13 protein-coding genes are annotated in these 19,362 nt (G+C 57.4%); 6 read left to right on the forward strand and 7 right to left on the reverse strand.

Annotated features, from left to right (window positions below):
* The first annotated feature begins 70 nt into the window (after window positions 1-70).
* Window positions 71-2,278 carry a S9 family peptidase gene (locus tag FDY93_RS17500; RefSeq protein ID WP_138237043.1) on the forward strand — a complete coding sequence of 736 codons (2,208 nt, stop codon included), beginning with the start codon at window positions 71-73 and terminating at the stop codon, window positions 2,276-2,278.
* Window positions 2,279-2,359: 81 nt separating this feature from the next.
* On the opposite strand, the gene FDY93_RS17505 is transcribed toward FDY93_RS17500, so the two are convergent.
* From FDY93_RS17505 to FDY93_RS17515, 3 genes are all read right to left on the reverse strand, one after another.
* Window positions 2,360-4,276: a DNRLRE domain-containing protein gene (locus FDY93_RS17505; protein WP_138237044.1), complete on the reverse strand. Its 1,917-nt coding sequence runs from the start codon at window positions 4,274-4,276 to the stop codon at window positions 2,360-2,362.
* Between the two features lie 78 nt (window positions 4,277-4,354).
* Window positions 4,355-5,044: an Lcl C-terminal domain-containing protein gene (locus tag FDY93_RS17510; RefSeq protein WP_138237045.1), complete on the reverse strand. Its 690-nt coding sequence runs from the start codon at window positions 5,042-5,044 to the stop codon at window positions 4,355-4,357.
* On the reverse strand, window positions 5,041-6,501 hold the full coding sequence (locus tag FDY93_RS17515) for an ethylbenzene dehydrogenase-related protein (protein ID WP_138237074.1): 1,461 nt from the start codon (window positions 6,499-6,501) through the stop codon (window positions 5,041-5,043). The genes FDY93_RS17510 and FDY93_RS17515 overlap by 4 nt, the downstream gene beginning before the upstream one ends.
* A 296-nt stretch (window positions 6,502-6,797) precedes the next feature.
* Between FDY93_RS17515 and FDY93_RS17520 the strand changes: the two genes are divergently transcribed.
* The 3 genes from FDY93_RS17520 to pelA all read left to right on the forward strand — a co-directional run bounded on the left by FDY93_RS17520 (window position 6,798) and on the right by pelA (window position 11,479).
* Window positions 6,798-8,921, forward strand: coding sequence for a TonB-dependent siderophore receptor (locus FDY93_RS17520; protein WP_220446237.1), 2,124 nt, complete (start codon window positions 6,798-6,800; stop codon window positions 8,919-8,921).
* 113 nt (window positions 8,922-9,034) lie between these two features.
* A complete protein-coding gene (locus tag FDY93_RS17525) occupies window positions 9,035-10,162 on the forward strand; it encodes a PepSY-associated TM helix domain-containing protein (RefSeq protein WP_138237046.1) in 1,128 nt (375 codons plus the stop codon).
* 90 nt (window positions 10,163-10,252) lie between these two features.
* On the forward strand, window positions 10,253-11,479 hold the full coding sequence (gene pelA / locus FDY93_RS17530; RefSeq protein ID WP_171019031.1) for a pectate lyase: 1,227 nt from the start codon (window positions 10,253-10,255) through the stop codon (window positions 11,477-11,479).
* A 95-nt stretch (window positions 11,480-11,574) separates the two neighbouring features.
* Here pelA and FDY93_RS17535 read toward each other — a convergent pair whose 3' ends face one another.
* The 3 genes from FDY93_RS17535 to FDY93_RS17545 all read right to left on the reverse strand — a co-directional run bounded on the left by FDY93_RS17535 (window position 11,575) and on the right by FDY93_RS17545 (window position 14,655).
* Window positions 11,575-12,594: a cytochrome d ubiquinol oxidase subunit II gene (locus FDY93_RS17535; protein WP_138237048.1), complete on the reverse strand. Its 1,020-nt coding sequence runs from the start codon at window positions 12,592-12,594 to the stop codon at window positions 11,575-11,577.
* Window positions 12,591-13,979 carry a cytochrome ubiquinol oxidase subunit I gene (locus tag FDY93_RS17540; RefSeq protein WP_138237076.1) on the reverse strand — a complete coding sequence of 463 codons (1,389 nt, stop codon included), beginning with the start codon at window positions 13,977-13,979 and terminating at the stop codon, window positions 12,591-12,593. The genes FDY93_RS17535 and FDY93_RS17540 overlap by 4 nt, the downstream gene beginning before the upstream one ends.
* 73 nt (window positions 13,980-14,052) lie before the next feature.
* A complete protein-coding gene (locus FDY93_RS17545) occupies window positions 14,053-14,655 on the reverse strand; it encodes a GbsR/MarR family transcriptional regulator (RefSeq protein WP_138237049.1) in 603 nt (200 codons plus the stop codon).
* A gap of 190 nt (window positions 14,656-14,845) precedes the next feature.
* Between FDY93_RS17545 and FDY93_RS17550 the strand changes: the two genes are divergently transcribed.
* Window positions 14,846-15,472, forward strand: a complete 627-nt coding sequence (locus FDY93_RS17550; RefSeq protein WP_138237050.1) for a hypothetical protein — start codon at window positions 14,846-14,848, stop codon at window positions 15,470-15,472.
* Window positions 15,469-17,439 carry an alpha/beta hydrolase family protein gene (locus tag FDY93_RS17555; RefSeq protein ID WP_138237051.1) on the forward strand — a complete coding sequence of 657 codons (1,971 nt, stop codon included), beginning with the start codon at window positions 15,469-15,471 and terminating at the stop codon, window positions 17,437-17,439. Before FDY93_RS17550 ends, FDY93_RS17555 begins: the two co-directional genes overlap by 4 nt.
* Before the next feature lie 74 nt (window positions 17,440-17,513).
* On the opposite strand, the gene FDY93_RS17560 is transcribed toward FDY93_RS17555, so the two are convergent.
* Window positions 17,514-19,280 carry a hypothetical protein gene (locus FDY93_RS17560; protein WP_138237052.1) on the reverse strand — a complete coding sequence of 589 codons (1,767 nt, stop codon included), beginning with the start codon at window positions 19,278-19,280 and terminating at the stop codon, window positions 17,514-17,516.
* Between the last annotated feature and the right edge of the window lie 82 nt (window positions 19,281-19,362).

Genomic DNA, 19,362 nt, shown 5'->3' on the forward strand with positions numbered 1-19,362 from the left:
ATCTCCCGATCATTTCGGGGAGCTGTGCTGCAGTTTCCGCACCATAAAATTTCTAAATGCGAGTGACTGCATGAAACGCAAACTGTTTTTCCTGCTGGGCTGTGCTTTTGCCGGCCATTCTTCTGCCGAACAGCTGACCATCGACAGAATATTCTCCGATCCCGCCCTTACCGGCACCAGCCCGCGCGCGCTGCAGTACTCCCCGGACGGCAGCCGGGTCACCTTCCTGAAGGGCCGCGAGGAAGACTACAACCGCTACGACCTGTGGGAATACCGCCTGCAAGACGGCGAGACCCGCATGCTGGTGAATTCCGACAAACTCCATTCCGGTGAGGAAAATCTCTCCGACGAAGAGAAGGCCCGCCGAGAGCGCCAGCGCATTTTCGGTAGCGGCATCATGGAGTACAGCTGGTCCAAAGACGGCAAGTCCCTGCTGTTCCCGCTCGCCGGGGATGTTTTTTACTACGAGCTGAAAAACGGCAAGTCCAAACGCCTCACCGAAACCGAAGCCTTCGAAACCGATGTGCGGGTTTCCCCGAAGGGAAATTGGGTTTCCTTTATCCGCGACCAGAATATTTTCGTCGTGGACCTGGCCACCGGCAAAGAGCGCCAGCTCACTACCGACGGCAAAGGCCCCATCAAAAATGGCATGGCCGAGTTTGTGGCCCAGGAAGAAATGGACCGCATGACCGGCTACTGGTGGTCGCCTGACGAAAAGCGCATCGCCTTCCTGCAGGTGGACGAGACCCCGGTAGACGAAGTGACCCGCAGCGAGATCTATGCGGATCGCATCGACCTGATCCAGCAGCGCTATCCCGCTGCCGGTCGCCCCAACGTGAAGATCAAACTCGGTGTGCTGGATCTGGCCAGTGGCAAAACCCAGTGGCTGGATCTGGGCAAGGAGCAGGACATCTACATTCCCCGGGTGCAGTGGGCGCGCGACAACCTGCTCTCCTATCAATGGCAGAACCGCAGCCAGCAAAAGCTGGAGCTGCGTTTTGTGGAAATCCCCAGCGGCAAAACCCGCAATGCAGTGGTGGAAACCAGTGATACCTGGGTCAACCTGTTCCACGACCTGCGTTTCCTGAACGACAGCGACCGTTTTATCTGGGCATCGGAGAAGGACGGCTTCAAGCACCTGTACCTGTATGATTTCAACGGCAAGCAACTGGCACAGCTGACTCGTGGCGACTGGGCCATAGATGAGTTGGAAGCGCTGAATGAGAAGGCCGGCAAGGTCTATTTCTCCGGCCGCAAGGACACGCCGCTAGAGCGTCACCTGTATGTCACCGACCTGAATGGCAGCGGCAAGATCGGCAAGATCTCCTCCCGCGCCGGCATGCACAGTATCGAGTTCGCCGACGACGCTTCCGGTTATATCGACACTTATTCCAATCCCACGACTCCGGCCCAGGTGAGCCTGCACGGTGTGGATGGCAAGCGCGTGACCTGGCTGCAGGAGAACAAGGTGGAGAAAGGCCACCCGCTGTACCCCTATATGAGCGATTGGATCAAACCTGAATTCGGCCAGATCAAGGCGCCGGAAGGTCACACCCTCTACTACCGCATGTACAAACCGGCCGGTTTCGACCCGAAGAAAACCTATCCGGTGATGGTATTCCTGTACGGTGGCCCCCACGCGCAGCTGGTGACCAACAGCTGGGACCGCCCCTTCAACCAGTTCATGGCCCAGCAGGGCTATGTGGTGTTCACCCTGGATAACCGCGGTTCCGCCAATCGCGGCAAAAAATTTGAGGACCCGATCTTCAAGAAAATGGGCAGTGTGGAAGTAGACGATCAGGTGACCGGGGTGAAATTCCTGCGCAGCCTGCCGTTTGTCGACCCCGAGCGCATTGGCGTTTACGGTCACAGCTACGGCGGCTATATGGCGCTGATGACCATGTTTAAGGCTGGCGATTATTTCAAGGCGGGTATTTCCGGTGCGCCGGTAACCGACTGGGGCCTGTATGATACCCACTACACCGAGCGCTACATGGGCAACCCCAATGAAGTACCGGAGGCCTACGAGGCGTCCTCGGTATTCCCCTATGCCAAGGATCTTAAAGGCGAGCTGCTGATCTACCACGGTATGGCGGACGACAATGTGCTGTTTACCAACACCACCAAACTCATCAAGCAACTGCAGGACAACGACCAGCAGTTCGAACTGATGACCTACCCGGGCAAGAAGCACAGCCTGCGCGGCAAGGAAACCGGCAAGCACTGGCATCAGATGATGAAGAACTTTTTTGACCGCACGCTAAAAAGCGGTGAGTAATCACGTCGAATAAGTAAGCGGGAAAATAAAATGGGGCTTCGTAATGAAGCCCCATTTTTTTGCCTGAAGTTCCGTGAAACTTCAGTTCGCGCAGGCCGCCTCTAGTTTCAGCAGCGGGCCCTGCCCGGTTTCCTTGGATGTCATGTCAACGCCGTTGCTGCCACTCTGCGGTGCGATGACCAGTCCGGTGTTGCCGCCGGATATCCAGGATTCCACCATGCCCGACGCGAGCAGGTCGATTTGCCGGGTACCGGTAGAGGAGGGCACAAACGTTGCGGCGAGGCTGCCCAGAACATTGTTACCGCCGACCGCGTTCCAGCTCGCCGTGTTTTCCTGCCAGTTGCCATTGGCCTGGTAAACACCATAAGTATTGCTGGAGCGATCGGTAATGTTCAGCTCCAAGATTGCGCTGGTGAAATTACCGCAATTTTCCAGGCCGGAGAGATCGAAACGGATCAGCGTATACAGCTTGCCAAAGTAGCTGTCGCTGCCATCCGCCAGCAGTCCGTCGTTGTGCCCGTCATAATTGCTGCCGGCGCGAGCAGAGGCGATAAACACATCGTCACTGGCTGCCTGGGTAAACTGCTGCACACTACCGCCACCGGATGAGCCTGAGCCGGAAGAGCCGCCGGACGAACTGCTCGACGAGCCTCCGGACGAACTGGCGATCACACTGCGGTTGGCGCCGTTGCGGTTTAGTGTCAGGGTTTCGCCAATGCCGTTCGCGGACCACCAGTTGACGTTTGCCGGCAGCAACAGCGAGTCGGCTTCCCGTTGTGCGAGTGAAAGTGTGGCGGCGCTGCTGTCAAACTCTGCAGTGCGCACTGCTAGCTCGTTGGCACTGACCTGGATCACCTTGAATTGCTGGATACTGGCGAGGTCGATGGTCCAGGATTTCGGGTCATTGGCGGAACGCGCCGGCGCGCCCCAGCTGCCTTCTCCCACATACACGGTGCCGCCGTTGCCGGTTGCGGAAAAATTATTGCCGCTGGGAACCAGTGCCTGGGTCAGTTTGGTGAGGTGCGTGTCGGACTCCACCACCAGGTTCATGCTGTAGTCGTAAAACGCCTGCGCCCACCAGTTGAACAGGGTGGGGTTGTCCGACTTGCCAGTGTAGTGAGGGAATATCGGCTTGTGATACTGCGCGAAGCGCCAGTCGCTGTTGTTGCCATAGGCGGAGAGATCGCTCTGCAGCCAGGTGTTCATGCTGGCGGCGTAAGAAGACCAGCCGCTGTTCTGGAACTGGCTGTTTAGCGTGTACACCCGCAGCAGCGGAGAAATCTGCACCGCGCCGTAGGTATCGTTCGGGTTGCAGTTGCCGTCTTCATCGAAGTCCACACCGAACACCTGGCACAGGGTGGAGTAGTTGTTGTCTTCGTGATTGCCGTGGGTTGGGATCAACGGATAAATGCGCTTGTAACTGATGCCGTCGATCTGGTCGCTGGAATAGGTGAGGGTCCAGTCGTCGAGAAACGCGCTCATCTGCGTTGCGCTGTTGGCATCGGTGAAATCACCGCCGTGCATGACGGCAAGCGGGCGGATTTTTGCCAGCAGCTGATTGCCCTGACGGCGGGTGGTATGACCGGTGCGGGTGTCGCCGCCGGCAACGAGTACGAAGGGTTCGGCGGTGTCCGGCGCTGTTTTGAACCAGAAGCGCTCGCCGCAACCGTTCTGATCGCACACGCGGAAATAGATCGCTGAATCCGGGGTGAGATTTTCCAGTCGTACAAAGTGGCTGGTGATGCTGCCGCCGAAACTGCGGGTGGCATTGACTGCGACATTGCTCCAACTGCTTTCGTTGGTGGAATAACCGTAGCTGACGTAGGGGTTGCTACTGCTGCCGTCGGGAGAAAAGCCGATGACCGCGCTGTTGCTGCCGTCCTTGTCCCACACCAGCCGGTAGTGTTTGGTGGCTGCATGTACGTCGGTTGCCGCGAGGACGGAGATCAGTCCCGCCGCGCCCGTTGCCAGTGCCAGGCTGCCCAGAGAGGATTTCATTGGGAATTCCTTGTGCGTGTTTATTGTTAACGGAAAATAACCAGGAGAATCGTTACAGCGGGGGCAGTGTGAGAGGGGTTAATGACAGCTTTTTGAATCGGCACTGACCAGGCGCACAAAAGCGGCATTTCGATGCGGAATTGTGAACTTTTCCCCTTCGATAAAACTGATGGCCTCGGCTCCGGTTTGCAGATGACGGTAAACATTTTGCAATGTATCGCCCTCATCGGCGGTCCAGTAATCACCGTGCTTGGTATGCGGGAAATAGTCCGTATCAATTTTTGCCTGGCCGGCCTTGGCCAGGGGGTAGATCAGGGAGGCGAGCTCGACGCTCGTCGGCAGCCGCCAGTTGTTTTCACCGCACAGGGTTTGGCGGTTGGTGCGGCGGATCAGGTCCTCGGTATCGCAGCGTGTCTTTTCAAAATAACAGTCACCGTTATCTGGAACACCAGCTTCCGGCAAAGGTTCTGCCAGATTTGTTCTCGCCGCGGTGTGAAACCCTGCGGCTCCCGCACGGTACCAGGAGTAAGTCCACAGGCCATCGTGAATGCCCTCATCGTCGGTTTTGACTTCCCACAGCAGGCCAGTGGTGCGGTCGCACACGCAGGACCAGGGCCCCGCCCACGGCGGTAGGGTTTTACCATCGGCAGCGATCTTGGTGAGGTGATAGGGCGCAGGCTCCGGTTTGGCCGGCTGGTGTAGCACGGCCGCGGTGATGGCCGCGAGCGGCACGCCGACGATTAACAGGGTGCGTTGCCAGAGGTTCATTGTTGCAGCTCCAGCCTGATCGCGCGGGTGTGGCGCGTGTGAGCGATCTGCGCGCGATCAAACGCCGATACCCACAGGCAGATCCCGTCGTGAATGGGGACGTCCAGTGAAGAACCAGTGACCAGCTTGCGCGCCATTTCCAATGTCCAGTAACCGTCGCGCCACTGCGCGCGCGCGCGCACGTCGGCGCGGTCGCCCTCGAAGCGGTTGGAGTTGTAGATGACCGAGGGCATTGCGGTCCCTTCGGCATAATTGTTGTCTGCTTCCGCAGAGTAGGGCTGGTAGTCAAACCAGGAGGCAACCCACTGCGGGCGGCTTTCCCGGTCTGTTTGCGCTTGTTGGTATACGGCGAGTTGCGCCGGATCCAACGGCAGGCGTTTGGGCGTGATTGCGCCCGGACGATACCACTGCCAGTTCATCACATAGGCACCGGACTCCTTGCCGTCCTGCTGGTAACCGGCGGTGTAGCGCCGCGCACCGGGGCGCGGAATATCCGGGCTGGAGATGTAGTTGTCATCGGCCAGATACATGTCGTTGGTGCGCACCGCCTTCCAGTGCCAGAGGTCGTGCAGTTGGCCGTCGTCGCTGTAGTGATAGCCCTTGCCGTGCCAGTTGGCTGGTGCGTTTTTCAAGGGCTTCCTGCCAAGGTGCGCGGTGCCGGCGGCGGCAAAGTCGCAATCGGGAGAGAGCAGCACCGCGAACTTGTCCTCGTAATGACGGGTTTCGTTGAACTGATGGAAGCCGTGTTGTTGAACCTCCCAGCCGTGGGCGCTTTTCACAAGGGGCAGGTGTGCCAGGCTCTCATCGGCATCGCGCCAGCGTGCCTGCAGGTAAAACTCCTCGCGGTTATGCAGCGCGCGCAGTTCCACCTCGGTCGCGCCGTTGTCGAAGTTGGCACCGCCATCCGTGAAAATATATAGGGTGCGGGCGCTCTGCCATGGTGGTTCGCTGCCTTCGCCATCGATATGTATAGGAATACGCAAAGGTATGGCGTTGACGGTCAGGGTGAAATGGCTCTGCTGGCGGAGGTTTACCCAGCCCAGGGACACCAACAACGGGCCGAGTCCGATCACGACAACGCCTGCTACTAAAGAGGTGCGCGAGAGTTGCGGCACGAGTGTAGCGACGAGTGCCTGCCTACCCCAGCGGATACCGTAAAGGCCGCCGTGAAGAAACAGATACAGCAGCACGCCGAAGGCACAGGCCAGATGCACCTGCCGCAGGTTGGCACCGCTGAACAGCAGCCAGCCACTGATGATGGCGACGGCGAGCAGCGGGTAGCCGGCACGAATAATCGCTCGATGCCAGCCTGGCCAACGGCGGAAGGGGGTGCCAGTTGGGGATGGTATGCGCAGACGATGCACAACAAAGCCGAGAGCAATAAAGGAAAGCATCAGCGCGCTGAAAAAATGGAACTGATGTACCTCGCCTTGGGGAAGCAGTTCTTCGATTTGCATCAACGCGGGTTGCGAGAGAGTGGCGATGCGCAATCCGGTAAGCAGGCTAATCAAGACAGCGAATACAGCAGCGCTGTGGGTAAGTACCCAGAGGGGGCTCTTCTGCCGGCTGGAATGACTAGGGGGCAAGGTGATGGCCTCAAAAATAGGGCAGGGTAAATGGCGCAAGTGGCAGTTTAATGACCGGATAAATGGGCCAACCTTAACAAAATCTAAATGATAATCTGTTGCATTTGGATGTTTGCTAAACTAAACTCCCGTCCCAAATTCAAGGGGTAGTCACTGGGGACACATCCATGCAACCGAATCACCGTCTGTTTGCCAGCACTGTTCTGGCGGTCGCTCTCGCCGCAGCCAATGGGGCTGTCGCCGCGGAAGTGAAAAATTCCGAGAGGCTCGAGAATGTGGAAGTCGTCGGCGAGCAGGTGGACTCCTACCTGGTCAGCGACCTGGACACTGCGACGGGCCTCGGTCTATCGATCATGGAAACACCGCAATCGGTATCCGCGATCGGCCAGGTGCAGATGGACGACTTCAATATGTACAACCTGAACGACGCACTGCTGGCCGTGCCGGGCATTCAGGTGGAGAGTGTGGAAACCGACCGCACCTACTATTCCTCCCGCGGCTTTGACGTCACCAATTTCCAGGTCGATGGCGTGGGCCTGCCATCTACCTACGGCAACCGCAGCGGTGAGACCGATACTTCCATCTACGAGCGCATCGAAGTGGTGCGCGGTGCCAATGGCCTGATGAGTGGCGCCGGCAATCCGTCAGCCACCGTCAATATGGTGCGCAAACGCCCCACCGATGATCTGCAAATGTCCTTCAGCGCCATCGCGGGTTCCTGGGACAGGCTGCGCCTGGAGAGCGATGTTTCCGGCACCCTGACCGATGGCCTGCGCGGTCGCGTGGTAATGACCAAGGAAGACAGGGAGTCGTATCTCGATTTTTACGCCATGGACAAATCCGTGGTCTACGGAGCACTGGAAAAGGACCTGGGTGAATCCACCCTGCTGACACTGGGCGCCAGCTACCAGAGCAGCCTCGCCGACAGCCCACTGTGGGGCGCGCTGCCGCTGGTGTACTCCGACGGGACACCCACCGATTACGACGTGTCCGCCTCCACCTCTGCCGAGTGGGCCTACTGGGACAACATTGAGAAAGAAGTCTTCGCCGAACTGAAGCACGAGTTTGCCAACGGCTGGGAACTCAAGGGCTACTACAGCACTGCGGACATCGAAGGCGACAGCGAGCTGTTTTATATGTACAGCCTGCCGGATCGCGACACCGACATAGGCCTGATAGGCTACGCCAGCGGCTATACCCTGGACGGCAAGCAGGACGTGTTCGACCTGCGCGCATCCGGTACTTACCAGTTGCTGGGCCGCGAGCACGACCTGCTGTTCGGCTACAACTGGTCCGAAGGCTCAACCAGAGAAGTTTCGCTGTACGACTACACCAACGGCTTCCCGCCGATCGGCGACTTCACCCAGTGGAACGGCCAGACCCCGGTCAAACCGGTATATACCGACGGGCTGACCGGCAGTAATTTCGATGAAGAGCAGAGTGCGTTTTACGCTGCGACCCGCTTCCGCCTAACCGACAGCCTGAGCTTGGTGGGCGGCGCCCGCGTGGTGAACTGGGAGGCCGAAGGTGAAGGCTACGGTACCAGCAAAGTCACCAAGGTGGATGGCAAGGTTCTGCCCTACGCGGGTGTGGTGTACAGCCTGACCGACAATTACTCCCTTTACGCGAGCCACACAGAAACCTTCCGTGCGCAGGATGATGTTGCCGAAGACCTGTCTTTTATTGACCCAACCGAGGGCGTCAATGACGAGGTGGGAGTAAAAGGGCAATTTCTCGGCGGCAAGCTCATTGCAACCCTGGCTTACTACCAGACCCAGCAGAACAACGTGGCGGAGTTTGCCGGCCAGATTGAAGACCCGAACAACGATCAGGTGATGATCGACTACTACGAAGGCCGCGATTACGACAGCAACGGCTACGACCTGACCGTCAGTGGTGAACTTGTCGAAGGCCTGCACATGGAGTTCAGCTACGCCAAGGTGGATATCGAGAATAAGGCCGGCAATGGCCTCAACCGAGACTTTATCCCCGAGCAGACTGTGCGCCTCTACGCCAGCTACCGTCCGCCGATGCTCGACCAGCTCAAGGTGGGTGGCGGCCTCAACTGGCAGGACGATATTTCCCGCGTTCACGCTTCGGGGCATACCATCGAGCAGGACGCCTATGCGACCCTGCAGTTGTTTGCCAATTACAAGGTGAGCGAACAGCTGAGTTTCTCCATTAATGGTGAAAACCTTACCGACGAGAAATACATCAGCAGCCTGTACTGGGATCAGGGCTTCTACGCCGCGCCACGCAACTTCAGCGCATCGGTGAACTGGCGTTACTGATTCACCTGTGTAAATCAGAGGCACTCTTGGGGGTGAAGGCCATTTATGGCCTTCACCCCGTTTGTGTTTAGCGATTTGAGATTCTTTGCCGGCGTAACCCAAGCGAGAACAACATGAATAAAACCCTGTTCAAATTGCACAGCTGGATGGCATTGGCCGCCTTTGTCCCGCTGCTGGTCATCTGCATCACCGGCAGTATTCTGGTGTTCAAGCACGAGATTGATTCGCTGCTGCTCGCCGACAAGGTGCGGGTGGATTCGAATGGTCGTGAGCGCTTGAGCCTGGATGCGCTGGAAGCTTCCATGCACAGTAATTTCCCCGGCTATGAGGTCACCGGCTGGGCGCTGTTCCAGGACAAAGACCGCGCGGATCTGGTGTACACCATACAGCACGGCACCGATGAGTGGACCTATGCGCTGATGGACCAGTACACCGGTGAGCCGCTGCGCCCGCCCATGGGACTGACCCATCACTTAACCGATTGGTTACTGGACCTGCACTACACCCTGTTGCTGGGCGACTGGGGCATGCTTATTACCAGTGTCTTCTCCATCCTGCTGTGCCTGTTGGGTATTACCGGCTTTATCCTGTACCGCAAGTTCTGGAAGAACTTTTTCACCCTGCGCTGGAACGCGCGTATGATCGTGTACTTCTCCGATTTGCACAAAATGACCGGTATCATCGGCGCACCGGTCCTGCTGATCCTCGGCTTCACCGGTGCCTGGTGGAATATCACCCACTTCGCCCATGAGCTGGAAGAGCACGCCGGCGGAGCCGAACACTACAAAATGGCCGAGCGCCTGTACAACGACGACCTCTCGCTGCAGGCTCTAATGGATGACGCCGGCAAGCGCATCCAGAACTTCGAGACCACCTACATTTCTTTCCCCTGGGAGCCGGGTACCAACTTCACCTTCTGGGGCGATGTGCACAGCGGCAATCCGCTGATCAGCGAGTACGCCAGCAACGTCACCTACAACGCCCAGAGCGGCGAACACATGCTGAGCTACGACATCCGCGACGCGACTCTGGGTGCGGTGATCGTCGACAGCTACCGCCGCCTGCACTTCGGTAATTTCGCCGGTCTGGTGAGCAAGATTCTATGGTGTGTGATCGGCCTGTCGCCGCTGCTGCTGTCCATCACCGGCATCTACATCTGGTACCAGCGCCGTGAGAAGCGCCGCAATGCGCGGGACAAGCGTCGGGCCAAGGCGGCGGCGCTGGCAGGTGCTGCCGCCTGACGGTTTCTTCATTGAAGGGCTTTTGCTACCATCGTTTGGCCTTACCAAATAACGATGTTCTGCCTGACAGAAACAGTAGCGAGCCCTTGTATGACCCTCTCCCGTGTAAACGCAGCCCGCGGCCTGACGCTCGCTGCTCTACTGCTGGCAGCCACCGGCTGCGGTGCCAAAAACACACCCGCTGACGCCTCCCGGGCCGGGCCCGATCCGCTGGCGAAGCTGCAACCGGCGCAGGACATGGCCGCCTACCGGGCCATGTCCGATCTGCTCTACAAGCTGGACCAGGACGCGATCAAGCGAGAATTGGCCGAGACCAGGCAGGAAAAAAGCACCAAACCTACGAAAGACAAACTGTTCGGGTTCGATGTTAAGCAGGCCCTCTACGACCGCGACTTTATAGCCAGTGCCGAGGGTAAAGCCCTGGCCGACAGCCTGCTCACCTACCAGACACCCTCCGGTGGCTGGTCCAAGCGCACCGACATGAGCACACCGCGTCAACCCGGCCAGCAGTTCGGCACCGAAAAAGATTACGTTCCCACCTTCGATAACTACGCCACCACCACCCAGTTCTGGGTCATGGTGAATGCCTGCAATGCCCACCAGGACCGCCGCTACTGCGATTCCGCGAGCCGGGCACTCAACCTTATCCTGCTCGCACAGTACCCCAACGGCGGCTGGCCTCAGTCCTTCCCACTGCGCGGCAAGTACCACGACGATATCACCTTCAACGACGATGCCATCGCCAACCTGCTGAAAGTGGTCGGCGCCGCGGCCGAAGGCGACGAGCGCCTGGCCTTTCTCGCCGCCGACTTGAAAGCGCAGGCAAAACACAGCCTTGTGCGCGCACTGGATATGCTGGTGGCCACCCAGGTCGAGGTAAATGGCGAGCCCACCATCTGGGGCGCGCAGCACGATGACGAAACCCTGGAGCCCACGTCCGCGCGTGCGTTCGAGCCGGTGGCACTCGCCACCAGCGAGAGTGCCGACCTGGTATTGTTCCTGATGACCCTGAAAAATCCGCCGGAAAACGTCCGCAAGGCGATCGACAGTGCCAACCGCTGGTTTGAGCAACACCAGATGCACGGCCTGCGCTACCGCCGCGGCGACGAACTGCCGGCGCTGATCCCGGACGACGATGCCGACCCGCTGTGGGCGCGCTTCTACGATATCGAGAGCGACCGCCCGGTGTTCGGCGATCGCGATGGCCAGGTGTATTTCGAGTTGGACAAGGTTTCCGCCGAGCGCCGCGCCGGCTACGGCTGGTACACCGAGCGCCCCTACAAGGCCCTCAAGGAATACCGCAAGTGGCAACAGTGATGCATCGCCACCACTCCCCGTAGGAGCCTGCCTGCAGGCGAACAAAAAAGCCCTGGAAATCCAGGGCTTTTTCTTTCCATCTCATCCAATCCACTTCAGTGGTAATGCAACTCCGTCGCCTTGCCGTGAAATACCCGATAGGAAAACGCGGTGTACATCAGGATCACCGGAATCACCACCACCGCGCCCGCGAGAATAAACTGCAGCGATTCGCGCGCACTGGCCGCTTCCCAGATATTCAGTTTCCCCGGCACGATGTCCGGGAAAAAGCTGAAGCCGAGTCCGCTGAAACACAGTACAAATATGCCCACCACAATAAAAAAGGGGACACTGCTGTGGCGGTCGTGGGCTTTCGGCAGCCGGCGCAACAGGATGTCGTTGCCCACAAAGCCGAGAAAGCACAGCACCGGGATCAGCAGTACAAACATCACCAGCGGGAAGGTAAACCAGCGGTCAAATACCCCCGGGTTCACCAGCGGGTTGATCGCGCAGACCGCGACCACACCCACCAGCGAGGCGCGACCGGCCAACTGTGTCCAGCGCACCGCCCTCGTCTGCAACTGGTCTTCTGCTTTCAATACCAGCCAGGCAGCACCGATATAACTGTAAGCCGCGGTAACACCGAGGGCGGACACCGCGCAGAACAGTTGCGACGACAGGCTCTGGTCAAACCCCATCACATACTGCCCGAGCATATAACCCTGGGTGAGGGTAGTGAGCAGTGAGCCGATCTTGAAGGTGCGATCCCAGGCGAGCTTGTGATCCACCGCCGCCTTGGCGCGGAAGTCGAAGGCGACACCGCGCATGATCAAGCCGATCAACATGACCGCCACCGGGATATACAGATTCATCAGGATCAGGCTGTGGGCCGAAGGAAAGGCGATCAGCAACAGGCCGATGGCGAGCACCAGCCAGGTTTCGTTGGCATCCCAGAAGGGGCCAATGGACGCGATCATGGTGTCCCGCTGCAGTTCGTCCTCTGCACCCATAGGCAGCAGGATGCCGACGCCGAGGTCGTAGCCATCGAGAATCGCGTAGGCCAGTACCGCGAGCCCCATCAGGGCAATGAAAACAACAGGCAGCCAGTCGCCGCTGTGGTTCAGTACTTCGTTCACGCGTTACCTCCGGCAGTACCTGGTTTGGAGTTGGGCTTGATGTGGGATTCAGGCAGATTGGTGAGACTGCCATCGGCGGCGGGTTCCGCGGTTTCGAATTCCTCAACGTAAACAGACTTGATCGCCATGCGTTTCAGGGTGTGGATATAGGCCCACATCAACACCACATAGACCAGCAGGTACATGGCGAGTGACAGCCCCACATTGGCCGGCGCCACCGGCGTTACCGCGTCTGCGGTTTTCAGAATACCGGTGACGAGCCAGGGCTGGCGACCGACCTCGGTCACATACCAGCCGGCCAGCGTGGCGATCCAGCCGGAAAATGTCATCGCCACCAGAAACTTCAGAAATGCCCGCGGCATCGCCGGGCGGCGCAACAGGTAACAGCCGAGCCAGGCCGTGGCGAGCATCAGCAAGCCCATGCCGACCATGATACGGAAGCCGAAAAACAGCGGTTTCACCGGCGGGTGATCGCCGTCAAAGCTGTTCAGCCCGCGAATTTCCCCATCGGTCTCGTGGGTGAGAATCAGGCTCGCCATATTGGGAATGCCAACGGCAAAGTGGTTGCTGCGTGTTTCCTCATCGGGGATGGCAAACAACAGCAGCGGCGCGCCCTGTTCCGTTTCCCACACGCCCTCCATCGCGGCAATTTTCTGCGGCTGGTGCTCAAAGGTATTGAGCCCGTGCAGATCGCCGACGAAGGCCTGTAGCGGTGCGAGTATCGCCGCCAGTATCAGCCCGGTTTTCAGCGCCAGTCGCGGCGCCTGCTTTTCATCGCCTTTCAATATGCGGTAGGCGGAGAGGCCGGCGACGAAGAACGCGGCGGTCAATCCCGAGGCCAGCAGCATATGCATCAACCGATACGGGAAGGACGGGTTGAAAATGACCTCTAGCCAGTTGGTTGCGTGCACCACACCGTCGCGGATTTCATAGCCCGCCGGTGTCTGCATCCAGGAATTGAGGGCGAGGATCCAGAAGGCAGAGAGCGTGGTGCCGATGGCCACCATCAGTGCGGAAAATGTGTGCACCTTGCTGGGCACCCGTTTGATGCCGAACAGCATGATGCCGAGAAAGGTCGCCTCGAGAAAAAACGCGGTCAGCACCTCGTATCCCAGCAGTGGCCCGGCGATATTCCCGACTTTTTCCATATAGCCCGGCCAGTTGGTGCCGAACTGGAACGACATGGTAATGCCGCTCACCACGCCGAGGGCAAAGGTGAGGGCAAAGATTTTTACCCAGAATCGGTACGCGCGCATCCACACCGGGTTGCCGGTGAGGTCGAAGCGCAGTTTGAAGAAGAAAAGAATCCAGCAGAGGGCAATGGTGATGGTGGGGAAGAGAATGTGAAAACTGATGTTGGCGGCGAACTGGATTCGCGACAGCATCAGGGTGTCCAGCGCAGTGTCCACAGGGTGTACCTCTTAGGTGACCGCGGCCCAGGACCGCGGGTTACGGCTTTTACTTCGCTTTTTTTCCGGTCGTGCTTTTGGTGGTTGTTGTATTGGTTGTTTTAGTGGTTGCTTTGGCTTTGACGCCCGCTTTCAGGTCCAGCAGTTTGTTGAGACCGGAGCCCAGTTTCATCAGCTTGTGCAGATCCTTGTGATCCAGCTTGCTCAGGGTGTTGGCGAACTGGTCGAGCATTTCCAGCAGGCTGTATACCTCCTGGATTTTTTCCTGGGCCTGAGCCTCCTGCTCGTCGCGGGGATCGGTGAGCAGTAATTGCCGCAGCAGGGTGAGCGTGGGGTCCAGCTCGCGTTTGCGGCGCTCTTCGAATACGGTGCGCGCCAGATCCCAGATGGAACCGGCAGCAGTGAAGTAGTCTTTGCGGTCACCGGGCTGGTGGTGCAGCTCGATCAGCCGCCACGCCTGCAATTCCTTGAGCCCCATGCTCACGTTGCCGCGGCTGATCTTCAGCGCCTCCGCCAGCTGGTCCGCGTTCAGCGGCTCGGAATGTATGGTCAGCAGGGCAAACATCTGCCCCACGGTGCGGTTGAATCCCCAGCGGCTGCCCATCTCGCCGAAGTGCAGCACGAACGCCTGGGCCTGATTGGAAAGTTTCATTTTGTTTTTAACTTTCAGAAGTTTCTGAAAATTGTAAATGTTAATTGATCGCTGTCAAGAGCATCGTTGACATGGCATGTATGCGCTCAGGAGGGCTTGGGATCATTAGAGGGGAAGGTCGGCTGAAAAATGATCGCCGGTTGACCACCTTGGTGCCAGATTCCTACAATTCCACTTTTCGGAAAATAATATGCCGAATATCTCACTTTCCGCACTATTGGTGTCGATTCTACTGGTGCTCTGCTCTCCTTTCAGCGTTGAGGCCGAGGAATTCTCGCTTCTGCCCGTGTCTGATGCGCCAGAGCTTGGTGGTTCGGAAGGCTATATGCTGCTCTATGTTGATGCCGGGGGAACCGCACCCTCATTCGAGTTTGCCCGAATTGCAAGGGCAGATAGCGAGCCCCTGCCGGAGGGCGAGCGTTTCCGCTTCGTTACCAAGCCGCACAAAATCACTCTGAAAGGCCTTGCTAATGGCTTTTACCTGCTGCCGATGACAAAGGGGCAATATCAGATCATCCGGGTCAACGCGCCCCATTACAGCCTTCCATTTCGCATGAGTACGGACAACCGGCCCGAGTGGCGCTTTGTCATCGAACCGGGCAGGACCAACTATATTGGCGCATTGCACATTAATACCGAGCGTAGTGCATCACACGTGGAAATAGATCTGTTGAACAGGATTGCCATGCAGGAAGCAACGATTCGAGAGCTGATGGGGGAGACCCTGAATATGTATCCGCTCGCGTTTCACACCGGGTATAGAGATGATTTTTATCGCGATACTCAGAGTAGAAAGAACATCGAGGGCGCGCAGTGAACAGTCAATCTCTGGTAATGCTGAAGAACCTCAGTCGATGTCTGCTGTTGTTTTTTTTCTACTCGCAGGTCGCGGTGGCAAATGTGCCTGCCCGTGAATTTTTTACGGAACCGGATTTCGCTTCTATCTCGATGAGCCCTGATGGGAAACGTATTGCCGGTGTGCGCAGGGAAAATGGAGAGGCTTTTCTGGAAGTATCGGAAGCTTCGGGGCGGGGGGGCGTGTACCGGCTTGCAGCAACTGACTTGAGTAAAGGCAAGACGAGTATTGATCAGTGGGCCTGGATTGATCCTGTGCGTTTGGTAGTACAAAGCACTTCCGAGCGGCGGGGTATTGAAGATTTGCTTGATACCAGGAAAAAAAGTGAATGGTCTGTGTGGGATCTGTCGAATTCAAAACCTGAACGGGCCAGTCTTAAACGTATCACAACACCCGGTTGGGTGGTGGAGGCGCTACCCGATCAGGAGCAGGAATTTCTGTATGCCAAAAGTGGGGCTTATTCCAAAATTTACCGCATCCGCGCCGATCAACTCAGTGCGCCGGGCAAGTTGAGTAAATTGAGTGCGGTAGACGGTGGTCAGTTTACTGCCTCCAATGAAGTGCGCTCGGTTTCGGGGTATGCCGTCAGGTGGTTTCTGGATGCCGATAGCAAGCCGCGCGCGGTGTTGCACTTCGATAGTGAAGGTGATCTGACACTGAGTGCATTCAATGATGAGGGAGAAACAGAAGTTCTGGAGCAGTGGCGGGATGCGGACAAGGAACCCTCAAAGGGGAAGGTTGTTCCAATAGCCCTGGCTCCGGGAAAGGGAAAGTTCTACGGACTTGATTTTAATGAGGACATAGAACGCAGTATTTTCCTGCTGGACTATGAATCTGGTGAAAAGACACTGATTCATGAGATCAGTGCCTACAAGATTGTCGACCTCATTCTGTCTCCGCTGGATGGTTCACTCATTGGTGTGCGTACTGTTCGCAACGGTAATCGCGTGGATGAGTACTTCGACAAGGCGGTATCCGGCAGCAAGTCACAATCGGGGGCCGACATCGAGAGTGAACTTGGTCGCAGCCCGGATGGAGAGAAGCGGCTCGTTTATCGGGAGTCGCACAATCAGCCGGGTGTTTTCCTGCTCTACTCGTCCACTTCATCCAAGGTAGTTGGTGAGCGGTTTCCCGGCCTTAGAGGAAAGCTGGGTGGACGTCTGATCGAAGAGACGTTCAAAGTGGGCGATCTGGATATTCCCTACCTGCTCAGCCTGCCGGATAACGGCACTGGTCCCTCACCGCTGGTATTACTGCCCCACGGTGGTCCCATCGGGGTATTCGATGATCGCAGTTACGATCCGCTGACCCAGTATCTTGTGGCGTCAGGCTATGCGGTTTTGCGGGTGAATTTCCGCGGTTCAGGTGGATACACTGCCGAGTTGAAAGAAGCGGGTAAACAGCAGTGGGGCGCCCTGATGCTGGAGGACATTTATCGCGTTACCGACTCGGTGGTCCAGCGAGCGGATATCGATCGCAAGCGAGTGTGTGCGTTAGGTATCAGCTATGGTGGCTATGCTTCCGCGATGATGGCCACCCGCCATCCTGAGCTGTTTCGCTGTGCCGCCAGTATCGCCGGTGTCAGCGATATAAACCTCATGCTCAACTCAACACGCTTGAATCCCCGGCAGCGAGCGTGGAGTCGCGATTATATCGGCGACCCCAGAAAGGATTACGATACCCTGAAAGCGGTATCTCCTGCCTATCTGACGTCCGAACTTCAGGTTCCGATCTTTGTCGCCCACGGCGGTAAGGACGAGGTGGTGGATCCGGAGCATGGATTCCGCCTTAAGACCGCGCTGGAAGCAAGTGGCAAGCCGTTTGAATGGTATTTTGATCCCGAAGTCGGACACAGCCTGGGAGGACCGGAAAGCCGGGCGCGGATATTTGAGCGCGCTAAAGTTTTTCTCGATTCGGTGCTGATGTAAGGAGGCGGAAGGGTAATAGGTAGGAGATGCTCCGGCCTCAGCCGGAGCATTTGTCAGATCTGTGAAGGCGGCGATCAGAAATTTTCGTGTTCTCGCACATGCTTCCAGCTTGCGCCCTCATCCAAGGACTCATAAAAGTCCATTGAACTGCCTTTGCACGTCAGCAACAGGCGGTCTTTCACGTCTGGAATCAGGGTGCCGCAAAATTCGCTTGGCAGCGGGTCTTCGCTTTTGGTCCAGACTTTTCCGCCGTCCACACTGTGAATCAGGCGCACCTTATTTTCCGTCTCGCCGGATTCCGCCGATTTTTCCCGGAAAAGGGCAATCGCGAGCACTTCGTCATTGTTTTTGAACCAGGGTGTACTGGCAAACGAAAAACGGTCCACCTTCTGCTGGTAGCGGCCTTTGGAGCCTTTCGCCCTGCAGCTATCGCCCACGATTTTTGTCCCCGGCGGACAGCCAGAGATGGATGTGGAAATTTCCTCCCATTGCCCGTTGTTTTTATTCAGCTTCAGGTAATCGGGTTTTCCGTCCCAGCTCCAGAAACCCGCTTCCTTGATAGCGAGTTGGGTTGCGCCGGCGTTGACGACGGTAGAGTACTGCTGCTCGTTGCCTTCGCCGAGTATTTGCCAGTCTGATGTATCAACCACGAAAGACTCAAGCTTGCCGTTTTCGAACATCGGCTCGCTGTATCGTGCGATGGTGCGTACAAAGATCTCGTTGCGATCCTCGATCCGCTTAAGATCTACACTGGAGATATTGCGCGGGGACACCGCCTGCTGGCTGCCGTTTTTCGGTTTCGGATTTGTGTCGTAAGTGAGTACGCCGTTCGGATCCAACCAACCGCGGTCGGAACGGAAGGTAACCAGGTGTTGCCAATCCACGTTGGCAAGGTCAGTGCTACGCCAGACTTTGAGCAGGTGGTTTTCACTGGTTATCAAGTCGATCGTATTGTCACCTGCGAACGTCGCCTGATGGACGCGCAGCTGATGGGCGATGGAAACATCCTGCCAGTCGCCGTTAACGCGCTTGATGAACACCTTGCCTTCATCGCCGGCTACGACAAGGTCACCGCGCTGGTTGGCGACGATGGTGTACAGGTCGATATTGGTATCGACCGCATCCATACTCCATTCTCCCTGTGGGGAGCGTTTGATAATGATCCCCAGTTTGCCGACAAAATAGAGGCTGCCATCCGGGCCGGCATACTGTTCGTTGTAGGTAACCGGGTTGCGCGCTGCGGATACGTAATTGGAGTTGCGCTCCTGTTCGTATTCATCTTCCATCCAGCCGTGTACGGAATCCAGAGTGAAATCGTAGAACGGGAAGCTTTCATGGAGAGTGCTTCCAGCTGCTTCACTTGGTTGTCTCAGCAGCATGTTGATGTACTTGTCGCCCTGGGACTTCGGGTAGTAAATGATGGTGCCGAGGTCAGTGACTTGCCCGGGATTGACTCGGAATGTCCCGAATTTTGCGTCGGTGGTGACAAACCGCGAATACCAGAAATCGCCGTGGGAGTGGAATGCACGGATACTGCTCAGTGCGTAATCACCGGCGTTCACCGGTGCGGCAAACACGGTGCTGCCGCGATAGTTATTCGCCAGTGCCGTAAGGCGCGGGGACTTGACCTCGCTGGATTCGTTCAGGTTTTTGGGGTTGATGGTGAGCTGGTTGAAGGGCAGGGGATAGCTACTGGCATTTATCACCTTGGCTACCACCACGCCCTGTTGTGGCTGTAGTACCGTTTTCTCACTGAGCGTGGGCAACATATTCACCTGGCTGGCACAGCCCCCGAGAAACAGCAGCACTGCGCCAAGGGCGACCCTGCTCAGGTATCGCACCCCCGCCCTCATGCCAATCGAACAATCTGCAAACATGAATTCTGACCCCCTGTTTTTATTGGTCTACGAAAATTAAGGCGAT

Source organism: Microbulbifer harenosus, from assembly GCF_005771435.1.
GTDB classification, from domain to species: Bacteria; Pseudomonadota; Gammaproteobacteria; order Pseudomonadales; family Cellvibrionaceae; genus Microbulbifer; species Microbulbifer harenosus.